This window comes from Salinimicrobium marinum (assembly GCF_014651535.1).
GTDB lineage: Bacteria > Bacteroidota > Bacteroidia > Flavobacteriales > Flavobacteriaceae > Salinimicrobium > Salinimicrobium marinum.
Genome location: NZ_BMXB01000002.1, coordinates 205,426 through 229,254, shown reverse-complemented (window position 1 = coordinate 229,254; position 23,829 = coordinate 205,426). Strand labels below are relative to the sequence as shown.

The window sequence follows — 23,829 nt, the reverse complement described above, 5'->3', positions numbered from 1 at the left end:
CCAAAAAAGATCCATAATTTGGTATAGAAGAATGAACGAAAGACTTTTTTGCCCCGAGTCCGCTGTTTGGAACCAGGAACAAACTTTTGTTTTCAGAAGCAGCATTATCCGAAACTCAGGATTTGCACCTGGTTTCAGACGCCTTGCCTTTTTATGTTCAAAGGAACAGGATTCGAAATTAGCAACCTGCATTAAGCAGTTGTTCAATTACTTCTCTTTTGTTCCTCATCGTTCCCAAAGTTCCTGTTTTTCACGTTTACTTTTTTGTTTCCAAAATCATAGGATAGTGAGACTCTCAGATTTCTAGAACTTTCATTCTGCCTGTAAATTTGTTCAATCCCGTTTACGGTAGATACATAATTGTTCAAACTTGCTGTGTTAAAAACATCGCTCAATAATATAGACAATTGAAGGCTACCACTAAAGCTATGCTGTAACCCAAGAGACAAATCAAACATCTCGCCCACACTGAATAACCCCCTGTTGTGCTGCGAACTATAATAAGAATTTAGTTGAAGCCTGGTCTTATCACTTAACGAAAATGTATTGTTCGATGTCAGGTAAAACTGAACGCCGTTTTTAGGTTCGGCACCAAAACTTTTCGTAAATTTAGTGTAATACCCTAAAAGGTTGATACTGTTGTCACTTTTAAACCATTTGATATTATTGAACGAATAGCTTTCCGTTATTCCGTAATTGTATTGTTTAAAATAGTTTTCCCTGGTAATTATCTGTGTTTGATTTTCTGCATCCGAAGTGAAAACAGTTCCGGAACCATCAGTTATAATGCTTAAAAAGATACTGGAGTTCAGTTTCCTTTTGTACAAATGATTGAACTCAAGATTATCTGAAAATGAAGGCTGTAAGAACGGGTTCCCAACACTGTAGCTACTGGCATTTATATAAAAACGAAATGGGTTTAGGTTTCTAAAATTTGGTCTGTTGATTCTTCTCCCGTAGGACAAGGAAAAGTCATTATCATCGTTGTTGGTATAGGAGAAATAAATGGTCGGGAATAGTTTTAGGTATTTGTTGACTGTTTCCTCACTCACCTCCGCATTGATCCCTTTAGTTCTGGTATCTTCCAATCGCAAACCAAATTGGACATTTAGGTTTCTACTTAGGGTAGCATTTCCGGATATATAGCCAGCCAGCACATCTTCCTGGTAATCAAATTCATTGGACCTCTGCGGATCTAGGATTTCGTATCCAGATAGTTTGTCATAATATAGTGCATCACTTTTCGTTCGTGTAAAACTTGCTTTTATTCCGTAGGATAGATTAATTTTTTTTCCAGGAAATTCCACATCAATTTTTGAGCTGAAATTTTCTATTTCCTGATTCGCAATATTTAAGGCTGCGGAATTTATACCCTGGGAAGTACCGGAATTATTGAATTGTTCTGTAATGAAGTCGCGGCTATTCTCGGAATTGAATATAAAATAATCTGCGTCGAAAGAAATACTTTTTCCTAAAGTATCTAACTGGGTAATAGCATGGAAATTCAAGCTGTGATTATTGTTATCCACATCATTATCTCCTTGGTTTACCAGGGTTCTTTCTAAATTATTATCATTATCAAATATTGAAGAAGTTGTTGTGCCTGTTATATTGGGTTTTGAAGTATTGCCCAGGTATTGCAGCCCCATAGTTATTTTTTCAGAAATAGCATAATCCATTAAGAAGCGTCCGGAAAGCTGGTCTTTTCCTAATTCTGAGTCCACAGCGATATCCCAGTTGTTTGTGGGATAATCAATTAATAAGCCCTCTAGATTTTCAACACCTCCTTTGGTCGCATTCAAACTTCCAGAAAAAGATATTTTATCTTTGTTGTAAAAGAAGTTGTTACTGATAGATGCAAAACTGTATTGGTTTTGATTGTAGGAAAGGATGGTTGAATTTCTCCAGGAATCCTGAACTCCCTTTTTCAAAATTATGTTGATTAAGCCTCCATTCCCGGTTGCTTCATATTTTGCGGGTGGATTTGTAATTACTTCTATTTTTTGGATATCACTAGCAGAAATCCCACTTAGAAAACTAGCCAGTTCATCACCTTGCAAGGGGGAAATTCTATCATTGATCATGACTTGGGTTGCACCCTTTCCAAGAATTTCAAATGATCCGTTTTGAACCTGAACCCTAGGAGTGATTTTTAAAACATCCAATCCATTTCCCCCGGTTGATGCTATACTTTTATCCACATTAAAAACCAGTCTATCAATCTTTCGCTCTATCAGTCTTTTTTCTGATTTAAGAACAATTTCATTTAAGGATTGTGCACTTTCCTGCAAAATGATTGTTCCTAAATTGACATCTTCTTCTACTGAAACAGTCTTTGCGATACTTTTATACCCAATAAAGCTTATGGTAAGGTTGTAAGTCCCCGAAATTACTTTTACTATAAAAAAACCATTTTCATCGGTTGTTGTGCCTGTTGTACTTTGATTATCTTCCCTGGTCAAGATCACATTTGCGAAGGGAATAGCGCTATTTTCTGTTACGTCCATCACTTTTCCAGAAATTGACTGGGCATAAATAATAGCTGGAAAGAGCAGAAGAATTGAAAAGGCAAGTGTTCTCATTTTAGTTTTCATCTTATTTCATTTTGATGAAACAAAAGTGCGATAGGAATGTATTTTAGATGACCGATAACAGAAAGTCGAACGCATTTTTAGAAGAATAATGAGTTCGACTTTATATTAAAGACGTTCGACTTTAAGACAACGTCCTGATATTAAGTTGATTTCCTAAATTCGGTCGGTGTCTTTCCTGTATGTTTTTTGAAAGCAGTATTAAAGGAAGATTTAGAATTAAAACCAACTTCATATAAAATTTCTAGGATGGTTTCTTCTTTTTTTACCGGGTTTGCTAAGATGTCCATGGCTTCCCGGATGCGATAATCATTTATAAAATCGAAAAAATGTTGGTTTAAGTTCTGATTGATTAAAATGGATAGATCCCTTGAATTCATTTCCATCTGCTCAGCTAAATTTTTAAGAGATAAAGACGGGTTTAAATAAGGTTTTTCTGTTGCCATATAATGTTTTAACCGCTGAATTTCGTTGTTGTAAAGTTTATAGTTCTCACTTTTATCTACATCAACTAAGTTATGGGCTAAGGATATTTTAGAATCTACCCCGCTAAATAGATTGGGATAGCGTAAGGCTTTCAAAACATACCAGCACACAATGCCTAAAACAAATAAAGCAACAATAGTCTGGGCAATTTTGAAAACATCACCTTCCCCAATATACTTTAAAGTATTCTTGATTAATGCTACGCCATACAGTAATGAAGTAAATAGTAAAAGCTGAAACAGCCATTTATAGGTTTGTATCGTATTACTGGAATAATTTTCTAAAAATATATTTTTGGCTTTATTTAAAACAATGAAGCCGGCTGTTAGATAGATTATTGCTTGAAGGTGAAGTGAAATATGAAAAAAAATTATTTCGGGAATATTGTTGTAATCCGCAAAAAGTTCTAATTTTTGATTTGTGTTGCTCAAATAAAACCTCGGTATCAATATTAGATTTGCAATTAAATATGGTAGAACATGCCATAGGTGTTTCCATTTTATTCTGAAATCGGAAAAACAAACAGATAATATGTATAAATAAAATATTGGCATTGGTAAATAAGCCAATAAATCTTTTGCTATCAGCAGATTATGCAGCAAATTATTAGGTGTGTCAAAAAAAAGGTACATAAACCAACTGCTGAATTCCAGGGCATTGAGCACTAAAAAGGAGGCAAAAAGTTTGTTGCTGATCTTATTTTTGGATTCAACAGAAGAAATAAAAACGGCTAAAAGTAAGGCAATAAAGGTGGAGATTATCCCTGCTATTGTTATTAAATCAACTTCTCTCATCTAATCTCTAAAAGTTTTAGAAATCAAATGTACTTTTAAATCTTGTTTTTACAATTGTAGTAGGTTTTGTTATTCAGAATTTTATTTCAATGAAAAGTTGACTTTAAAAGAAAACAAGAATAGTATTTTCGACTAAAACTGGTTAATCAACGCAGAATCAGGTTAAATGAACTTTCACCCCATTTTCATGCACTCCGCAAAAGCTCCGTTTCAGGAAAAGTGGTTCGCTAGAAAGGTCTTGGACACGAGCCAAAAAAGATCAATAATTTCGTGTAGAAGAATGAACGAAAGACTTTTTTTGACTTCAACCCGCTGTTCGGCACCAAGAAGAAAATTTCGTTTCAAAAGTAGCGTTATCCGAAACTCAGTATTTGCACCTGGTTTCAGACGCCTTACCTTTTGATGTTCAAGGAACAGGATTTGAAATTAGCGGCCTGGATAAAGCCGCTTTGCTGCGCTCCGCTTTTTATAAGGCCTTCCTAATTTCAAATCTTGATATGTAGGGCCACATCAAAAGGTAATGCAGACGGCTCTGAAAGAAGTAAAAACAAAGGCAGTAGTTTTTCTTTTCGGCCGTTGTATTTTTTCAATTAGAAATAGCTCGAAGTAATCAAAGGAAAATGCACCGGGTAAAAAAAGTAAATGTTTCTAATTCTTGTTTAACTGCCAACATTTTTAAATATTAAGTTGTCAGGGAAAAAATTGTCCAATTAGGAAGCTGGTAAATAGTGTAAACAAAATTGCTTATATTTACATAATGGATAACTTCTTAAAATATAAGGGCATTCACCCGGGAATTGTTATAAAACGTGAACTGAAAAAACGTTCTATAAAACAGCGCCCTTTCGCTATATCTATACAAGAACATCCGCAAACCTTGAACGCCATTACCAATGGGAAAAGAAACCTTAATACAGCCCTAGCACTAAAAATTGAGGATAAACTAGGTTTGGAAGAAGGTACGTTGGCAATCTTACAGACTTATTACGAGATAGATAAGGAAAAAGAAAAGCTTGAATCAAAAAAACCAAATTTATCCTTACTTAGAAAATCATTGTTTTGGGATACCGATATAGATCAGATCGATTGGCAGAAGCAAAGTAAGGCAGTGATAAGAAGGGTTTTCGAGCGTGGAAATGAAACAGAGAAGAACGAAATCCTTCGCTTTTATGGCAGGCAAAAAGTAAATACCATATTAGGTTCAATTCCGAGAAAACCATATACTGTTTCAATCAAATAGCACCAAAGATGCTTTATTACAATACAGTGAATCATTTGCTTCGTGACAGTCTGATTAATCTTCTGGCTGCGAAGGAATTCAGTATGTTCAGATTGGTTGGTGGCACTGCATTGAGCCTGCAGATCGGTCATCGGCAGTCGGTCGATATTGATCTTTTTAGCGATATTGAGTACGGCACCATTGATTTCGATGTAATTACCGATTATCTAGAGGTGAACTTTCAGTATGTGTATCACCTGTCGATGCAGCCAGCAATGGGAAAATGCTATTTTATTGGAGAAAATGCCGCTAAAGCTATCAAATTAGATATTTTCTATACCGATACCTTCATTCAACCAGCACTCGTAGAAGACACGATACGTATGGCTACCCTGGAAGAAATTATCGCTATGAAAGTGGATGTCGTACAACGTGGAGGACGTAAGAAAGACTTTTGGGACCTGCATGCGCTTTTTGACTCATATAATATGGAACAAATGTTACAACTGCACGAAATACGGTATCCTTATAGTCACGATAAAGAGCTAATACTATAAAATTTTACTGAGTTTACGGAAGCGGATAATGATTTCGATCCTATCTGTTTAATGGGAAAATATTGGGAATTCAATAAAGATGATATCCAGGGCATTGTCTCCGATTATATGCGGAAAACAGATCTCTGATGAAAAATGTGATCAATAACCTTCCGGAGTACCCACTGTTGATTTTTTAGGTACTAAAAAATCAACAGTGGGATCAGGGAAGATCCATTTTGCTGACACTGGTGAGACTACATAGGGAACATCCTTAACCAGAAATTCCACGGACTGATTTCACAACCCCCTTCCTGAACGAACATCAGTATCAACTTTTTCATTCAGGAAGCTTACCACTTCGTCAATAAATTTCATTTCAGCAAATGGAAGTAATTTTATAACAATGCCAATGACATCTGCAATGTTATATTCCGGATCGGTGATATAGGGTTCTTCTGAAACATGAAGGCCATCAAGGGCTTTCTTTGAGGTTTTGAGCAGATGGCAATAAGGTTGACCAGTTCTGAGTAATTTGAAGCCAACCCACAGGTCATATTGATCCCTTGTTTAGGGTCGATCATTTCTATATGCGTGGCTTTAAGCTCATGGAGTTTTTTGACCAAATGTTTATTTTTCATTTTAATTGGTTTTAGAATTTTATCTGGCTTGTTTCTCTCCAGAGTTGTTGAGATTATCACCAAATTCTTGAAATATTATTTCTTTGATACGGTCCATACAAACCATTTGGTCAGTAGGTAGCAGGTCAATGGCCATTTCCAGAACCAGGTTCACTGTGGCGTCTTTTGTAATATGGGTGAACTTCTTTGAACAGAAACTTCCCTGTCCTTCCAATGCAAACACACAGACTTCCAGCAATGCTCGGATCCTCATTAGGTAGTCTTCATGATCCTCTACAGTAAACCTAATCTGCTTTAGGTTTTTCCGGCAGCCAGGGATAGGCTGCAGTCCTTCATCACGATTCTTCAACAGTGCTTTTATCGCATTGTATTTCTTATTGTTTGCTTTTGTTTTCATGGGTTTTGGAATTTTAGTTGAGATATCCGTTCCTGAAGAATTGGTGCAACTTGTTCTTTAAATGAAAGGACGTTCTGATAAAATAGCTGTACTTCTTTTTTGCTGAACCTATCAGTGCTGCGGAACCGGAGATCGCTGGCACTTGTTTTTAATTGTCTTTTAAATCTTTCCTGGTGAAACAAACTATCCGGAAAAACCGATGCAGGAAGTCCGCAGCAGCTTTTACAAAGCTGGAAGAGGTACTGAACATTGAATTGATTGGGATGGTAATTAATGAAAGCATATAATATTCCCAGACAAAGCTGTTCAATTGTATTGCGAAGCATATAAGCAGCAACAAGGGGTTGATCAATGAACAATTGTACATTCTCCAGTAAACCCTCTGCAATGCCCAGACGGTTTCTGGTATAGGTAATGATGCCCTTATAATCAAGGTCAGGAAGGTTGTCTAGCTTTAGGCGGGCTAATTCTGGGGGTTCTCCATAGATCAACCAACCTGACCGGATTATTTTGTCAAAAAGATGCTTGTGTTCATTATTGGATTTAGCTATCTCTTTGAGACTGTAGCAAAGAAGAATTAGACCTATTTCTCCTTTAGATTGCTGGTAGACGATATCCGCAAGATTTGCACTGGAATGGGAAGGAATGTTCTCACCAATAAGCAATAGGTTTATTTGCCAATGTTGGTGGTTTTCACAATTTCCCTCTATCACCATATTCTGGATAGAATGACAATTGGATTCAAAGCCAAAGCAATAGACCGCTTCTAAATTCACGTGCTTTAATAGTGTTTGCAGCACATCGTTCAAAACTTGTTGAATAGTCTGTTGAACTTCTACCTTGTCTGTAGGATAAATTCCTATATTTGTTAATACCTTCATAATTTGATCTTGTTTTTAGTTCTTGTTGAAGGTAGAAAGATGCAGGGCCGTACCCTACCAAAGCACTTTGTAGAATACTTGAAAGTGTTTGTATTTTACCCGTGAGGGTAATTCGTAAAAGTTTTAGAAAGAGAAATCGTTATTTTTAAGTTATGACAACAGCAACAAAACCCCAACACATAGGCAGGAAGATAGCCCGGATTCGTGAACTGCGCGGAATGAAGCAGGAAACCCTTGCCGAAGAACTGGGCATTAGCCAACAAAGCGTTTCTCACATCGAAAAGAGCGAATCTTTGGAAGATGAAAAGCTAGAAAAAGTAGCTAAAGTTTTAGGTGTTACTAAAGAGGCTATTGAAAATTTTTCTGAGGAAGCAATTTTCAACAATATTCAAAATAACTACGAAGGATCAACTATAAATGCTGGACCTACAGTAAATCATCACTGTACCTTCAATCCTTTGGATAAATTGATCGAGGCTTACGAAGAAAATAAAAAGCTTTATGAGCGGTTATTGGCTGCTGAAAAAGAAAAAATAAGCTACATTGAAAATTTGCTGAAAAAAAATTAGTATTCATAATTGTGTATAAAAAGTTTAAACCATGAGTGATCTAACCAATATAAAAATTGCTTATGGTTTTAAATTTTATAGAATAGGCTTTCTGTGAACATTAGAAGAGAGAGGAAAAAATTAATTAATTTTCTTATTATATGTCTTGCATATAGTTGTCGTTTCTTTTTTGGCTCAATTTTAAATAATCGATATTAGAATAGATATGAGTTCACCGTTAATTTTTGAGTTTATCATGAGCTGAAAATCTATATCATGCTTATTCGGTTACCTAATCGGTTAACTTTTTTGTCTTTTCTTTCCCCAGATTTGAGTTTCCTGAATTTGTTTAAATAAGTACTAAAAAACAAAGGCGATAAAATCCATATCCACTCCACACTTTTTGTATCGCATCTCAAAACTACCTTGAATTTTCCTTAACAGATTTTCATAAATTGTTCTTTATAGATGTTGATTTTTCCTAAGTATTGTAGGAATTATTTATCTTAGAACTGCCACTTAAAAACGGCATTAAAACCAGATTTATGTCTATTCTGCCTAACAGACTTACGCGGTATCAAAAATTCCTGAGTTTTATGCTCAAGTATTGGAACAGTGACCTATTAAACGAAACAACATCCAATGCCCTGGAAGGTGAATCTGCCGGAGAATTCTCCGATTATGACCAGTCTCCCGAAGAGCTTGTAGATGATCTTAAAAAAATGGGACCTACTTATATCAAACTGGGCCAGCTGCTTTCAACACGTCCTGATTTGCTTCCTGATAATTATTTAGAAGCACTCACAAGTCTACAGGATGATTTGCCCACCATACCCTATGAAAAAATCCGGGAAATAGTGGAGGATGAATTAGGAAGCCGGATTTCGAAAGCGTTTAATTGGTTTCAGGAAGAACCACTGGCAAGCGCTTCTATAGGTCAGGTTCACCTGGCAGAACTGCGTTCTGGTAAAAAAGTCGCGGTAAAAATTCAGCGTCCGGGAATCAGGAAAAAATTTCTTGAAGATCTGGAAACTTTAGAGGAAGTGGCAGGGTTTGCAGCAAATCATACTGAAATAGGAAAACAGTATGCATTTGACGATGTTCTTGCGGAACTTAAAAGGATCATGCTGCATGAACTGGACTATCTAAGAGAAGCAGAAAACCTGGTAACCCTTGGAACTAATCTCAAATCGTACAGAAGATTACTGGTTCCTCAACCAATACCTGACTATACTACCTCGAAGGTTCTTACCATGGAATATGTTCAAGGCAAGAAAGTGACCAGCGTCTCCCCTTTAAGAAAATTAGAGGAAGACCACACAGCCCTTGTTGATGAACTTATTGAAAGTTATTTAAAGCAGATTATCTCTGATGGTTTTGCCCATGCTGACCCTCATCCCGGAAATATCCATTTAATGGATAACAATAAGATAGCTCTTATGGATCTCGGTATGGTGGCACAGTTCACAAAAAAGATGCAGGAGTATTTGCTCAGGCTACTCATAGGACTAAGTAAAAATAACGGTGAGGAAATAACGGATATCTTACTGGAGATGAGTGAAAGATCAGAAGTCAGTACAGAGAAAGAATTTCGTAGACATATAAATACTATGATCAATGACAGCAGGAATAGCACTGCTCAAGATATGCAAACCGGGAAGTTGTTGATTCAAATGAATCGCAGTGCCGCTCTTAATGGGATACATCTTCCTGTTGAAGTAAATATCCTTGGAAAAATCCTTTTAAATATGGATCAGATAATTCTGGCCCTTTCCCCGGGATTCGATCTAAAAGATGCAGTAAGAAGGCATGTAACGAAAATTATGCAAGATAAAATGGTAAATGAACTTGCTCCGGAAGAAATGTTCTCAGCACTACTAGAGTCCAAGAAACTTGCAGAAAATTTACCAGAACGTATAAATAAAATCACAGAAAATCTGGCAAATAATGATTTCAATATAAAAATTGATGCACTAGATGAAAAAAGGCTCACAGATGGTTTTCAAAAAGTGGCCAACCGTATAACTTTAGGAATTATTATTGCAGCCATGATTATAGGAGCAGCCATGATGATGCGAGTTCCGTCACCCTTTATGATATTTGGATATCCGGGATTAGCAATTATCTTCTTTTTAGTGGCAGCTATTGGAGGAATTGCTCTTAGCTATACAATCCTTTTTAAGGATGAATAGTCACTGAATAATATATTAAGAAATATAGGAGCCTCTTCTGAGAAAGGATAAAAAGATGTAGTTTTGAACAAAAATTAATATGTTTTCATTTTTTCAAAAGAAAGTTTTTTTGAAGGATCATTTAAATGGTCTTGTAGATATTCATAATCATATTTTACCTGGAATTGATGACGGTGCTGCAACGGTAGAAGATTCCCTTGCTCTCATTAAAATGTTTTCAGAATTGGGCATAACTGAATTTATAGCAACTCCGCATGTAATGAATGACTATTATCCTAATACTCCTGAAACAGTCCATAAGGCGTTGGAAGAAGTGAAACTGGCTTTGCCCGAAGCAGGTTTGAACAACATAAAAATAAAAGCTGCAGCTGAATATATGATGGATCAATCTTTTCTTGAAATAATTGAAAAGGAAAAATTACTGACCGTTGCGGAAAATTTTGTTTTGGTAGAAATGTCTTATTTTCAGGCACCCATCAATTTAAATGAGATTCTATTTCAAATACAAACGAAAAAATATCAGCCTATCCTTGCTCATCCCGAACGTTATGCATTCTATCATTCTAAGGACCTGATAAAATATGAAGAGTTAAAAGATCGTGGTTGCCTATTCCAGTTAAATCTACTATCCATTACCGGTCATTACGGAAAAAACATTCAGGAAACAGCTTTCCAGCTTCTGGATCGCAATATGATTGATTTCATAGGAACCGATACTCATCAAATGCGGCACCTAGACAAACTATTAGAGATAAAAATGTCTGAAAAAAGAATAGATCAGCTAAAACCTATTTTTCGTAGAACAACAGAAACTTTTAAGCCTTTTTTCGATTAAATAATCTATCGATGAGGGATTTCTTCTCATCATCGGCGCCATAGCCATAACCGTATCCATATGAATAACCATATTTGGCGCCATAAGAGAACTTCGAGTAATCCACATCATTTAAAACTATTGCCACCCCTTTTAATTTTCCTTGCTCCCTCAAATCCTTAGGAAAGTCTAATAATTTTTTTTCAGTATAGCCTGCTCTTGTGATATACAATGTAGTGTCAGCCAGAGGGCTTATAAGCAATGTATCTGTAACAATCATTGTGGGCGCTGTATCTACAATTATATAATCATAGTTATTTTTTTCACTTTCGATCAATTTCTCCATTCTATTGTTCATCAATAACTCAGCAGGATTAGGAGGGATTGCACCTGAAAGTATTAAATCTACAGGTATATCGCCCTGATTAGTTGGAGTGATTACATCGTTGCTGTTTAAATCATAGTTATACAAATAGTCTGATAATCCTTTGGCTCCAACTGTGGCTCCTGTAAATTTGTGAAGCTTTGGATTCCTAATATCTGCACCTATAAGAAGCACACTTTTACCTGTACTGGCAAGCGTACGGGAGAGATTATAAGAAACAAATGTTTTGCCTTCTCCTTTAATTGTCGAAGTAATAAAAATTACTTCAGCCTTTTCTTTGTTCCTAGATTGCACGAGGTATGCAAGGTTCGTACGTAATATTCGGAAAGATTCAGCCAATGGAGAACGATCATTAACTTGAATAATGTCGTCTCCTTCAGGTGAAACTTTTGGGATTTCTCCCAAGAAAGGTATGTGCTTGTTCAATTTTTGTAGATCCCCTTTATGGTGCACTTTCGTATCGAGGAAATTCTTCACAAAAACAACCAGTAAAGGAATAATAAAACCAATTAAAAACCCACCCAGGAGGATGAACCAGGGTTTGGGATCCACCGGAGTGTTTTCTGAAAAGGCAGGATCAATAACTTTTGCAACCGGTGAGGTTGCAGCTGAAGAAATTGCCGATTCTTCGCGCCGCTGCAATAGAAAAAGATATAACTGTTCTTTTATTTGTTGTTGACGCACAATATTTCTCATACCCTGCTCCAAACCTGGAAATGCACTGAATTCACCCTCTGCCCTTTGACTCCGTTGATCCAGTTCTCTAATCCTAATTTGCAATGAATTAATAGTACTTTCAATATTATCTAAAATATTACTCCTCAAAGCATCTATTTGATCGGTCAAAGTTTGAACTACTGGATTTCTTTGGGTGGATGTTCTTAAATATTCATTACGTTCCAGAACTAAGGTATTATAATTGTTAATTCCCCCCGCAATTCCAGCTTCCTGAACACCAACTCCTGAAGGAAGTAACCGGTAAGGGTCTGAAGAAGTTAATGTTTCTCGAATTGACCTGATAATCATCAACTGAGTCTCCAAAGTAAAGACTTCCTGTTCAGCTGAGGTCGATTGTGTAATATATTGTGATGCACCAGCATCAACGCTTAAAAATTGATTTTCCTGTTTAAATTCAGCTATGTCACTTTCAACTGAATCAAGTTCTCCCGTTATTCTTTGCAACCTATCCTGGATAAATGCTGCAGTACTCTCTGATACTTGTCTTTTATCTGCCATTCCATCAAAGTTGAAATGCTTCATCAAAGTGTTTAGAAAATCCTGTGATTTTTGTTTTACTTCCCCTGTGACAGATAAAGCAAGAATATCTTCAGCTTTACCCCTGGAGGAAATTTCCATTTTGGATATATAATCATTGGCTATTTTTCGTAAAGGGGAAATCTGAATATTTACAGTGTTGTTATTGCTTAAAGAGCCCCCTCTAGGCTCGATAAAAAACTCCAATTTTCCAAGCTTTACAATTTCTCCGAATTTATGCACCTCGTCATATTCAAAAGATTCTTCCTTTAGTCGAAAAGTGGTTTCAGATTCTGGAGTCACTAATAAATTTCCCGAAGCAGCATGAACAATGGAGTCGGAACTTAAAAACTGAATCACCACAGAACTGCTCTTATATGCTTCTACAGCAATTACATTTCCTTCATTAAAATAAGAAACATTCAGGTCCAATTCATTTACAACATTCTCTACTAAACGTTTAGATCGAAGGTTTTCAATATGGTTCTGAATCCCTGAGTCATCTGTAGTCAAAATTCCCCCACCGGGAAGAGCTCCAGAAATTCTTTTCTGCTCATCCTGCAAAATCATCATTGAAGCCTCTGTACGATACTCAGGAATAGTATACCTGTTATATAAAAAAGCAAGGAGCAAACCCAAAAGACTACCAAAAACCAGCCATTTCCAATGAGCTAAATATTTATATATTTCTGCTTTAAGATCAAAATTAGATTCTTCTGCTTCAGAAAATTCCTGTAATTCTTCCATATACTATTATCGAGTAAATAATATGACGAGGCTTAATGCTGTTGTGAAAATGGATACAAGTCCTTGCCAACTGTTGATAAATCCTGCAGACTTCACTGTCCTATAAGTAGGTTCAACGTATACTATATCATTCTGTTTTAAAAAATAGTAAGGGTTCTCAAAAATATCAACATCTGTTAAATCTACCCTCCCATAAGATTTTTTACCATCGTGATCCCTTATAACTAGAATATTTTCCCTCTTTCCATTGTAGGAGATATCCCCTGCCATAGCAATAAGTTCGGGCATTGTGATACGCTCATTGGGAACCTGAACAACCGAAGTCCCTGTTTCTCCAAGGACTGTAATCCTAAAATTAATAATTCTCACCCGCACAACCACATCAGTAACATACTCTTTTAATTCTTCAGTAAGAAATGTTTCAAGCTCTCGCCGAGTTTGACCTTCTACATTTAAATTTCCCAAAACAGGAAATTTAATAGTTCCATCCACTTCTACTATATACCCCATGGGACCTCTATTCTGGCCGGCACTTCCACCTCCCCCACCAGACTGCCTGTTCACCTGAAACTGGAACGGTGCAGCCAGATCTTCATTGAACGAGGAAACTTGAATATCCAACACATCATTCACTTCTATTCGAGGCTCAAAATGCTCAATGGCCTCCATATCATCCAATTTTTCAAGGTTTTGAAAGTACACTATTTCGTCTTTTGTAGCACAGCTGCTTAAAGAAATGATTACAATAATAATTAAAAAAATATTCTTCATATGTTAGGGTAACGTTCAATGAGATTGGATTATTCTCCAAAGTTTTTTCTAAACTATTTTTCTCTGTATATTCTTTTTCTCCAAATTAATAGAATCCAGTTTCTCAAAACTAGAGTTATTGCTTTTAAATTCCGGAACGAGCTCTTTAAGTTTAGCCACCACTTTCCTGCTCTTCAGTTTATTTGCAGATTTCACTATTTTTTCTACTGAAAGACTTATATATTCGTAATCTCCTACTTCATCCTGGGCAATCATTATCTTTTTGTGATGAGTAGGTAAAGTTTTACTTTTATCACTTAAAAGTTCCTCATATAATTTTTCACCAGGTCTTAACCCAGTGATCTTTATTCCTATCTGCTCATGAGGCGTAAAACCTGCTAGTTTGATCATTTTAATAGCCAAATCCATGATTTTTACCGGCTCCCCCATATCAAAAATGAATATCTCTCCACCATTTCCCATGGCTCCTGCTTCCAACACTAATTGGCATGCTTCAGGAATGGTCATAAAGTATCTAATAATATCAGGATGGGTAATGGTTATAGGTCCTCCTTTTTCTATCTGTTTTCTAAATAAAGGAACAACAGATCCATTTGATCCCAAAACATTACCAAACCTGGTTGTAATGAATTTGGTACACTTTTCATTTTTTGCTTGATTATGATATAAGGACTGAACATACATTTCAGCCGCACGTTTGGACGCACCCATTACATTGCTAGGGTTTACAGCTTTATCCGTCGAAACCATTACAAAATGACCTACATTAAATTTCACTGCTAAATCTGAAAGGTTTCTTGTCCCAGCTATATTCACAAAAACAGCTTCATGAGGATTTTCTTCCATAAGAGGCACATGTTTATAGGCAGCTGCGTGATAAATGACATCAATACTTGATTTCTCAAACAGCAACTCCAGACGCTTTTTATTGCCTACATCACAAATAATAGGTTTAAAATGTAAAGAAGGGAATTTGGATTGAATTTCAAGCTGCAAATTATGAAGAGGTGTTTCTGCCTGGTCCAAAATTAGCAACATTTTAGGCTCATATTCCGCTACTTGCCTTACAATTTCACTACCTATAGAACCAGCTCCACCTGTCACAAGTATCGTTTTTCCTGTAAGTTGTTGTCTCTTATTTTCTTTATTCAGCAGAATCGGTTCTCTATCTAACAAATCCTCAATCTGCAGAGATTTCACCTTATGTGAGACAGCCTTTTCATCCTCATAATTTGATACTATAGGAGAGTTAAATACCTGTATGTCATTCTCCAAACAATCTTCTACAATTACCAATTTTTCTTCCGCAGTAAGTGTATGTTCAGAAAAAACTACGGCGGATGCTCCAAGAAGCTTTACTTCTTCACTTAATTTAAAGCCATTATATATCACAGGTTTGTCAAGAATTCTAATATTCCTCCTCGTTCTATCATTAGTAATAAAACCACGAATATTGAATCTTTTAGGGTGCTCTATTTCTAATGCACCGGCAACAGAGATTGCATTCTCATCAGCTCCAAAAATTACAGCCTGCTGCAACTTTTCGGATTTCTGTGCCCGTTTAAAATATTCATAGACCTGCTTTACACTTAATCTAAATAAAAACAGCATAGAGAAAGAAAACAGGAAATAGAAAATAAGCCCAGCAACCAAAAAAATCCTCTCTCCAATGATTGCTTCAGTAGTGTAATTGAGTAATAGAAGAGTCACAAATGTACTGAAACTGGCTAACAATAATTTTAATGCATCAATATATGATGAGTGTCTAATCAGTCCTGCATAGGTACGGTATATAAAAAAGAAAATAATGTTTACAGCCAGGATTAGTAATATACGTTGAGACAAGGTAAGAAGAGTATAAAACATGTCTGTAAGATCTCTTAATGCCAGAACCGTTAAAAGGTTAGCCAATAATATAATAAATATATCAATAGCTAAAATTGCCCAACGAGGCAAATATTTTATATTTCTAATATCTAGCTTATTCTCCTGAGCTAAAATTTGTTGCAGGGCGTAATTTAGTTTCTTACCCATTATATCTCTCTTTTCCTAATCCTCATACTGCTATACCTCTTTCAAAAAGCCATTTATTGCATCACCTATTCGTTGCATTTCCTCTTGTTCCAAATTTGACCCTGAAGGAAGACATAAACCAGTGGTGAATGCATTTTCAGCTATACTTTCCCCATAAAAAGGTGCATCTTGAAAAACAGGTTGTAAATGCATAGGTTTCCATAGGGGACGACTCTCAATATCCTCTATTTCCAAAAATAACCTTAGTCTCTCGCGGTTTAGTTTTGGATTGGCATTTCCTTTTATAGTTATCACTGTTAACCAGTGGTTACAAAAATACGTATTTTTAGGTTCACTATATACTTTTACCCCAGTTTGATCTTTAAATAACCCTTTGTAAAAGTCATTGATGTTCCGCCTTTTTTGTACATGGTCATCAAGCACCTCCATTTGCCCCCTACCTATTCCAGCACAAACATTGCTCAACCTATAATTGTATCCTATTTCACTATGTTGATAATGCGGAGCCTGATCCCTGGCTTGTGTGGCGAGGAAAATAGCTTTTTCTTTTTTTCCAGCATCTTTAGTAACCAAAGCACCACCACCAGAAGTGGTAATTATCTTGTTCCCATTGAAAGACAATATGGAAAGGTCTCCAAAAGTCCCACATTTTTGGTTCTTATAAGAACTTCCTAAAGCCTCCGCACTATCCTCAATTACTGGAATTTCATACTTTTTGGCAATGGAATGGATTTCATCAACTTTATAAGGCATACCATATAAATGAACTCCTATAATTGCTTTTGGTTTTTTACCTTTTTTGATCCTATCCCTTATTGCTTTTTCTAAAAAGTAAGGACTCATATTCAAAGTTTCCTCCTCACTATCCACAAAAATCGGCGTGGCACCTAAATAAACAATAGGATTTGCCGACGCAGCAAACGTAAGACTTTGGCATATTACCTCATCTCCTCTCTGCACGCCCAGCATGATCAATGCCAAATGCAGCGCAGCGGTACCGGAACTTAATGCTGCAACTTTGACACCTTCGCCCAGATAATTTTCCAAATCTTTTTCAAACCCTACTACATTGGGTCCTAATGGAGCTATCCAGTTTTCTTCAAAGGCCTTATTAATATATTTTTGTTCATTTCCTCCCATATGCGGAGTAGAAAGCCAAATTTTTTTATGACCCATATTATTTCAAGTTTTTATTATTCTACCTGGGTTTCCCACTACCGTGACATAATCGGGAATGTCTTCAATAATTACTGCACCTGCCCCCACAGTGACCCATTTTCCTATCGTTAGCCCCTGAATCACAGAAGAACCAATACCGATATGGCTCCCCTCTCCAATTTGGACGTCTCCCGCAATGGAGGCATTTGGAGAAATATGTACGTAATCTTCCAATATCACTTCATGCTCAACAACAGCTCCTGTATTTATTATACAATGTTTCCCCACTTGAGCTTCTGAATTTATAGTGGCATTGGCCATAATGACTGTGCCGTCACCAATTTCAGCAGAAGCTGAAATAACTGCAGAAAGGTGTGAAATGTAAGGATGCACCCCTCCTTTTAAAGAATCTGCCACTTTTTTGCGTATTCTATTATTTCCAATCCCAATGACGTTCAATTTGCTTTTCAACATTTCCTCTGTGGGATAATTTACTACTTCATAACCCAATATACTTTTAATCTCCGGGTTATCATCAAAAACATAATCTATCTGTCCATTTTTTGACTTGACAATATCAATTATAACTTTGGTATGACCACTGGCCCCATATAAGTTCATTCCTTAATTCTTACCGTTAAAAGGTTCTGTTGTTGCCGTATTTGCGGCATTTATACCTTCAGATTTAAAAACTTTTTTAATTGTCATATATAAAATTTTGATATCTAACGCAAAGGATAAATGGTTCACGTACCATACATCATATTCAAACTTTCTGTTCCAACTTATTGCATTTCTACCATTTACCTGTGCCCAGCCTGTAATCCCAGGTCTCACCAAATGCCGTTGTTTCTGGAATTTTGTGTACAATTTCAAATATTCTGGCAACAATGGCCGAGGTCCCACTAAGCTCATATCTAATTTAAGAACATTGATAAGCTGCGGAATTTCATCAAGGGAGGTTTTCCTTACAAATTTTCCAACAGCCGTTAATCTTTTAGAATCAGGAAGCAGACATCCTTTTGCATCCTTCGCATCTGTCATCGTCTTAAATTTGATTATCCTAAACAATTCCCCGCTTTTACCCGGCCTCACCTGAAAGAAAAAAGGATTACCTTTATTGGCAAATCCTAAAACGATCACTACTAGAACAAAAAGAGGGGAAAGAAAAAAAAGTCCTATTAGTGCGGCAGTAAAATCAATAAGGGGCTTTAGTATTTTTTGGTACACAAATCTACATTTGACCACAAAATAAGGGTTTTCCAATATAATATTCAGGTAAAATTTTGTTAAAGAACAAAATTCAATCATGAAATTCCGCCTCTAATAATAGATGATTAATGGACCATCAACTAAATTTTTTTTCACCCAAATATTTTTCCTGAAGTTTATATTCTTCTAAAAGTAGTTGCCAAAAAATCTCACGTTCAAAATTATCTGTGATCTTTTTTCTTGCGTTTTTTTGTAGCTGGGTTCGCCAGGATTTATTCTCCACCATTTTCCGCATTGCACCCTGTAATGCTGACCTATCTTTAACCGGAATGACCGTTCCATTCTTCCCCTCCTCTATTATCTCATTACAGCCATTAATATTTGTGACTATTGCAGGTAACCCCATTGCTCCAGCCTGCATTACCACATTAGGAAATCCCTCCCTATAACTAGGAAACGTCAAAACATCTGAAACCATCAAATATGGCCTAACATCCTCTTGGTAACCCACTGTAAAAATCTTAGGACAACTATTAATCAATCTTAGCGATGTTTCACTAATAGGGTCCAGCTCCTGTTCAAACGGACCAACAAGCAGCAAAGAAATATTCCCGTGAATTTTCTCGAGCTCTTCAAAGGCTTGTACCAATTCGTTTATCCCCTTGTCTGCAACTAATCTGCCCACAAAAATAAACACGGTGTCATTTTCTGGAATTTTTAGTCTTTTTTTAAATTCAGCCCTTTCCTCCTCGCTATACTGCCCGGGATTAAAATAATTAGTATCGATTCCGTTAGAACTTCCTTTACCCAATACCTTCAATTTATTTTCGGATGTAAATTTTTCGTCCAAAATGATTTTATAGAGTCCTTCAGAATTTGGGTACACTTTTGTAGCACAGGCATACGTTAGTTTCTCCACATTGTTCAAAATGCGTCGCTTTGCACCTGTGGTTTCCATGAGCGGCATACCAGCAACTGTATGCAACCTAATTGGTACACCGGCCATTTTAGCCGCCAACATCCCGATAATTCCAGCTTTTGGAGTATGTGTATGAACAATTAAAGGCTTTTCTTTCCTGAGGAAAGAATATAGCTTTAAGAGGGCTTTAGTATCCAATAAAGGTGTGATTTCCCTGGTCATCCCAACATGGAACGTGTCCACTTTATTTTCCTGTCCATATTTTTCCAGACGTTTCTTTTCCGCAGAAACAGCAGTAACCTCATAATTATTTGACATGAAAGTTAATTGTCCTTCCAGAAGCTTTTCAAGCGAAAGTGGAATGGTGGTAATCCTTATTAATTTAGCCATGGTTTTAGATAATCAACAAATCTAGAATTTTAAATTATCACAGAACCAAAAAATATGTTAATCGGTTTTCTTTATTCCTCAGAAACAACTGCCCTTCTCCTAGGGAAAAGGGCAGCACTACAAGGTAATGCTGGAAAATAATTATATTTGTACCAATTAAATCCTCTATGAAAAAAAAACTTATAATATATGGTGTAGGAAAATATGCGGAATATGCCGCGTATGTCTTTGAGAATGATAGTGAATTTGACGTAGAGGCGTTTTGTATGGAGAAAGCCTATCTCGATACTTCTTTATTGATGGGAAAACCTATATTGGAATTTGAAGAGGTGGAAAACACCTATTCCAGTGATTTGTATTCAATTTTTATTGCGGTAGGAAACAACCAAACCCGCAAGAAGATATTTGATGCAGTCAGTGCAAAAGGTTTTGGTTTCGCCTCTTATATTTCATCCAAGGCACGAACGTGGGACAATTTGATTGTTGGAAAAAACACTTTTATAGATGAAGGTTGCGTTTTGCAGCCATTCACTAAAATTGGCGACAATGCCATTTTATTTACTTCAGATATTGGCCACCATACAATCATTGGAAACACCTCCTTGTTAAGCGGCTGTAAAACGGGTGGGAATGTAAATATTGGAGAAAACTGTTATATTGGTTTGAATGCTTCTATTCAGCAGAATATTACTTTGGGCAAAAACAATATTATTGGGATGGGGTGTGTCATAGAGACAGATACTCTAGAAGGATCTGTTTTTACCAACAAAGGGACGAAAAGAAGAAGTACTACCTATGACCAGGTTGCCGGCAGATTTCTAAAATAAGGCTTGATGGATTTCAACGGATTTTTGAACAAGTACCAGAAAAAAGAAGTTTATCAATACAAAAATACCGTAGGCCCAAATCCTTTGGTAAGTGTCTGTGTCCAAACCTACCAGCATGAAAACTACATTGAAGACTGTCTCAACAGCATATTGGGACAACATACAAATTTCGATTTTGAAATACTTCTGGGGGAAGATTGTTCTAATGATAGGACAAGGGGGATTTGTGTTGCATATGCAGAAAAACATCCAGGAAGAATAAAACTATTTTTGCACCATCCGGAGAACAAAATAAAGGTAGGAGATATAGTAACAGGCAATTTTAATGTTTTGTATAATTTATTTTCGGCCAAAGGTAAATACATTGCCGTTTGTGAAGGGGATGATATTTGGAAGGACCCGCTAAAATTACAAAAACAGACGTATTTCATGGAACAAAATCCAGACTACAGTATTTGTTACCATGAATTTCATTCGGTTGATGAAAATGGGGATTTTCTACCTTTATCTCCTGCTTCACCTCTTCGCAGTGACCTTTCCTGTCAAGAATTGAATTTTCCTTGGAAGCATCCAGCTACCCTTACTATCTTGTTCGAAAACATATTTAATACGATCCCAAAGGAAGTATTAAAAGTAATCAATGTGGATATTTTCCTTTACAGCCTCTTAGGGCAGAAAGGCAAAGGGAAATTCATAAATAATATTGAACCTGCAGCTTACAGGGTGCATCCTGAAGGGATTTGGAGTTCAACTACATCAGATACAAAGCTACTTTTATTGATCAATACATTTAAGGAGTTAGCCAATTATTACCAGAGGATAAATGAACCTGAAAAGTCCATTCATTTTCGGAATCGCATCTTTAAATTGTACCACAGTTCAATTTATAATTCCTTGCTATCGTTTAAATCAATTAAGGCTTTTCAACACCTATGGAATTATTCTAGTTATAGACTGAAAAAAGGTGAGCTATAAAAGGAAATTTATCCTAGTTTTTTCCCGACAAAACCCGTCATAAATTTCTTTATAAAAATCTTCATATTCCTTACTTACTGTTCGTATGTTGAATTTAGCACGTGCGTATTCCTGTGATTCAGCTAATTTTGTTTCCCAATCAAGTGAAAGGGCTTCCTGCATTCTTTTTTTCAATTCTTTCACATCCCCGGCAGTAAAGAAAAGCCCACCCTCCTCTGGAAAACATTCCCTGTTTTCTGGAATATTGGAAACTACACAAGGTATTTTGGCAAGTATTGCTTCTACGAGTGCCCCGGAAAGCCCTTCATAGTATGATGGAAAAATAAAATAATCAGCCAATGCCAAAAGGTGCGGTACATCCTCCCGATACCCCAACAAATAGATTTTATCTTGCAAATCCAAAGTATGGATCAAATCCTCCAGTTCTTTCCGAAGGTAACCTTCACCAGCAATCAAAAGCACAAGATTTGGCACCTCCTGTACTAGGTCTTTAAAAGAAAATACAAGGTCTCTCTGTCCTTTGCCCTTGTGCAGCCTTCCTACATTTAGAAAGACAATTTGGGAACTTAAAAGTCCCAGTTCCTGTTTAAAATTTATTTGTGGTTCAACAGAAATATCCTCCTTTTCAATTTTTCTCCCCCTATAAATTACTTTTACTTTTTCCCTTGGAACATTTAACGCGTGAAGATTGGTTTCCATAATTGCCTGTGAATTGCTAATTATATAATCCACTTTTGATATAGAAATCCTATCCCGAATTTGTGTGGAGAACAACTTGAGCCGTGACACAAAATCTAATCTCCCGTATCTGTTTTTACTATATGAATTGCTGACGAAACTTCCTACTAACAAAATGTTGGGAAAATGTTTTTTGATGCCCCGCGCCACCTTATCTGCTTTAAAAAGTGTGGAATGGATAATTTGAGGCTTTTCGATTTTCACAATGGGGATGACCAAAGCCCTAATTTTTTTAAATGTTGTTTTAGGTTCCAAATTAAGGGAATGAATTTTTATTCCATGCTTTTCAAGTATTGGTTTCATCTCATCACCTTTATACAAGTGGATAAAAACCGGCTCTACCTCCTTGAACTGGAGTGCCATTTGAGCCAAACTTTTTTCAGCACCATATCCCACCAAAGAATCTATTATATAAAGTACCTTCATTTAATAATGGTTAAATAAATGGTTTTAACGAGTGCCTTCAATTTTGATTTTCCACTTTCCCATGACTCCTTGTAATATTTTAAAGCAGCATCTTTCTCGCCCTTTTTCTCAAAAACATGTCCAATGATATAGGCCATTTGAGCTTTTTCTTTTGGGTGCTTTTCATACTCCTTTTTATGTTTTGCATATTGGTGAAGACCAGACTTCAACCTATTGTCGAGAGAATTACTTGTTCTTGAACCTGTATCAACATTATATTTCAAGAGGGGCTTATTGATAATTTTGATTTTAAGCTTATTCTCCCTGCTAATCCTAAATCCAAGCTCATAATTTTCCCCAAAATCCATAGCTGGGTCATATCCACCCACCTTCAAGAACAAAGACTTCTTATAGCCAACACTTCCTGCTAAAAAGGAAGCCTGGATATTGTTATAAAACCTACTAAGTTTTCTTGGCTTCCATAATTCTTCCTTGCCGTCTATAATCTTTAATACTTCCCAACAGACCAAATCATATTTCGAAATATTACAAGACTGCAAAAAATGTATTAGTTCTGGGTAAAACGTGTCGTCTGAATCCAGAAACACTATATAGGAACCCTTTGATTTTTCCACACCAAAATTTCTAGCAACAGCAACACCCTGGTGTGGCTGATAATAATATTTCACCCTTTCGTCCACCAAATAAGGCTCCAGCCCTTCCCCTGTTCCGTCACGGGATCCATCATCGATAATGATCAATTCCCAATCTTCATTTGTTTGGTCCAATACGCTCTTAATAGACCGAGAGAGACTGTCTTTTCTGTTATAAGTAGGTATAATAATGGAAATAAGCAAAATATTTTTTTTTAATTTACCTCTGGATACTTCTAAACTTTTCAGTATAGAAAAAATC

The 23,829-nt window shown here is 36.3% G+C and carries 21 protein-coding genes; 7 read left to right on the top strand and 14 right to left on the bottom strand.

What is annotated here, in order from left to right; translation table 11 throughout:
• Positions 1–203: 203 nt before the first annotated feature.
• Positions 204–2,594, bottom strand: a complete 2,391-nt coding sequence (locus IE056_RS04985; protein ID WP_189603588.1) for an outer membrane beta-barrel protein — start codon at positions 2,592–2,594, stop codon at positions 204–206.
• 140 nt (positions 2,595–2,734) lie between these two features.
• Positions 2,735–3,871 carry a helix-turn-helix domain-containing protein gene (locus IE056_RS04980; protein ID WP_189603587.1) on the bottom strand — a complete coding sequence of 379 codons (1,137 nt, stop codon included), beginning with the start codon at positions 3,869–3,871 and terminating at the stop codon, positions 2,735–2,737.
• A gap of 757 nt (positions 3,872–4,628) precedes the next feature.
• On the opposite strand from IE056_RS04980, the gene IE056_RS04975 reads away from it, so the two are divergent.
• Positions 4,629–5,111 (top strand): helix-turn-helix transcriptional regulator, encoded by a 483-nt coding sequence (locus IE056_RS04975; protein ID WP_189603586.1) that lies wholly within the window; start codon positions 4,629–4,631, stop codon positions 5,109–5,111.
• 8 nt (positions 5,112–5,119) lie between these two features.
• Complete coding sequence (locus IE056_RS04970; protein WP_229793659.1) at positions 5,120–5,647, top strand: nucleotidyl transferase AbiEii/AbiGii toxin family protein; 528 nt, start codon at positions 5,120–5,122, stop codon at positions 5,645–5,647.
• A 377-nt stretch (positions 5,648–6,024) separates the two neighbouring features.
• Here IE056_RS04970 and IE056_RS04965 read toward each other — a convergent pair whose 3' ends face one another.
• From IE056_RS04965 to IE056_RS04955, 3 genes are read right to left on the bottom strand one after another with little or no spacing between them, the layout of a single operon-like run.
• A complete protein-coding gene (locus IE056_RS04965) occupies positions 6,025–6,267 on the bottom strand; it encodes a hypothetical protein (RefSeq protein WP_189603585.1) in 243 nt (80 codons plus the stop codon).
• Positions 6,268–6,286: 19 nt separating this feature from the next.
• Entirely contained in the window at positions 6,287–6,664 is a 378-nt protein-coding gene (locus IE056_RS04960) for a hypothetical protein (RefSeq protein WP_189603584.1), read from the bottom strand.
• Entirely contained in the window at positions 6,661–7,545 is an 885-nt protein-coding gene (locus tag IE056_RS04955) for a hypothetical protein (protein WP_189603583.1), read from the bottom strand. Before IE056_RS04955 ends, IE056_RS04960 begins: the two co-directional genes overlap by 4 nt.
• Before the next feature lie 152 nt (positions 7,546–7,697).
• Between IE056_RS04955 and IE056_RS04950 the strand changes: the two genes are divergently transcribed.
• The 3 genes from IE056_RS04950 (at position 7,698) to IE056_RS04940 (ending at position 11,120) form a co-directional block, all read left to right on the top strand.
• A complete protein-coding gene (locus IE056_RS04950; protein ID WP_189603582.1) occupies positions 7,698–8,114 on the top strand; it encodes a helix-turn-helix domain-containing protein in 417 nt (138 codons plus the stop codon).
• Positions 8,115–8,689: 575 nt separating this feature from the next.
• The gene (locus IE056_RS04945; RefSeq protein ID WP_229793658.1) at positions 8,690–10,285 is read left to right on the top strand and encodes an ABC1 kinase family protein; all 1,596 of its coding nucleotides are present in this window, start codon (positions 8,690–8,692) and stop codon (positions 10,283–10,285) included.
• A 109-nt stretch (positions 10,286–10,394) separates the two neighbouring features.
• A complete protein-coding gene (locus tag IE056_RS04940; protein WP_308427599.1) occupies positions 10,395–11,120 on the top strand; it encodes a tyrosine-protein phosphatase in 726 nt (241 codons plus the stop codon).
• Here IE056_RS04940 and IE056_RS04935 read toward each other — a convergent pair.
• The 7 genes from IE056_RS04935 to IE056_RS04905 form a co-directional block, all read right to left on the bottom strand.
• The gene (locus IE056_RS04935) at positions 11,101–13,485 is read right to left on the bottom strand and encodes a GumC family protein (protein ID WP_189603579.1); all 2,385 of its coding nucleotides are present in this window, start codon (positions 13,483–13,485) and stop codon (positions 11,101–11,103) included. The genes IE056_RS04940 and IE056_RS04935 overlap by 20 nt on opposite strands.
• Before the next feature lie 6 nt (positions 13,486–13,491).
• Complete coding sequence (locus IE056_RS04930; RefSeq protein ID WP_189603578.1) at positions 13,492–14,256, bottom strand: polysaccharide biosynthesis/export family protein; 765 nt, start codon at positions 14,254–14,256, stop codon at positions 13,492–13,494.
• A 48-nt stretch (positions 14,257–14,304) separates the two neighbouring features.
• Complete coding sequence (locus IE056_RS04925) at positions 14,305–16,290, bottom strand: nucleoside-diphosphate sugar epimerase/dehydratase (RefSeq protein WP_189603577.1); 1,986 nt, start codon at positions 16,288–16,290, stop codon at positions 14,305–14,307.
• A gap of 30 nt (positions 16,291–16,320) precedes the next feature.
• Positions 16,321–17,466, bottom strand: coding sequence for a DegT/DnrJ/EryC1/StrS family aminotransferase (locus IE056_RS04920; RefSeq protein WP_189603576.1), 1,146 nt, complete (start codon positions 17,464–17,466; stop codon positions 16,321–16,323).
• Between the two features lie 6 nt (positions 17,467–17,472).
• Entirely contained in the window at positions 17,473–18,069 is a 597-nt protein-coding gene (locus IE056_RS04915) for an acetyltransferase (RefSeq protein WP_189603575.1), read from the bottom strand.
• Positions 18,070–18,072: 3 nt separating this feature from the next.
• Positions 18,073–18,678 carry a sugar transferase gene (locus IE056_RS04910; RefSeq protein ID WP_189603574.1) on the bottom strand — a complete coding sequence of 202 codons (606 nt, stop codon included), beginning with the start codon at positions 18,676–18,678 and terminating at the stop codon, positions 18,073–18,075.
• Between the two features lie 118 nt (positions 18,679–18,796).
• Positions 18,797–19,969 (bottom strand): glycosyltransferase family 4 protein, encoded by a 1,173-nt coding sequence (locus tag IE056_RS04905; RefSeq protein ID WP_189603573.1) that lies wholly within the window; start codon positions 19,967–19,969, stop codon positions 18,797–18,799.
• A gap of 167 nt (positions 19,970–20,136) precedes the next feature.
• On the opposite strand from IE056_RS04905, the gene IE056_RS04900 reads away from it, so the two are divergent.
• Positions 20,137–20,796 carry an acetyltransferase gene (locus tag IE056_RS04900; protein ID WP_189603572.1) on the top strand — a complete coding sequence of 220 codons (660 nt, stop codon included), beginning with the start codon at positions 20,137–20,139 and terminating at the stop codon, positions 20,794–20,796.
• A gap of 6 nt (positions 20,797–20,802) precedes the next feature.
• A complete protein-coding gene (locus tag IE056_RS04895) occupies positions 20,803–21,771 on the top strand; it encodes a glycosyltransferase family 2 protein (RefSeq protein WP_189603571.1) in 969 nt (322 codons plus the stop codon).
• Here IE056_RS04895 and IE056_RS04890 read toward each other — a convergent pair.
• Together IE056_RS04890 and IE056_RS04885 are read right to left on the bottom strand one after the other, a co-directional pair.
• Positions 21,766–22,935: a glycosyltransferase gene (locus tag IE056_RS04890; protein ID WP_189603570.1), complete on the bottom strand. Its 1,170-nt coding sequence runs from the start codon at positions 22,933–22,935 to the stop codon at positions 21,766–21,768. The two genes, IE056_RS04895 and IE056_RS04890, sit on opposite strands and share 6 nt — an antisense overlap.
• Entirely contained in the window at positions 22,932–23,771 is an 840-nt protein-coding gene (locus tag IE056_RS04885; protein WP_189603569.1) for a glycosyltransferase family 2 protein, read from the bottom strand. Before IE056_RS04885 ends, IE056_RS04890 begins: the two co-directional genes overlap by 4 nt.
• Positions 23,772–23,829 lie beyond the last annotated feature (58 nt).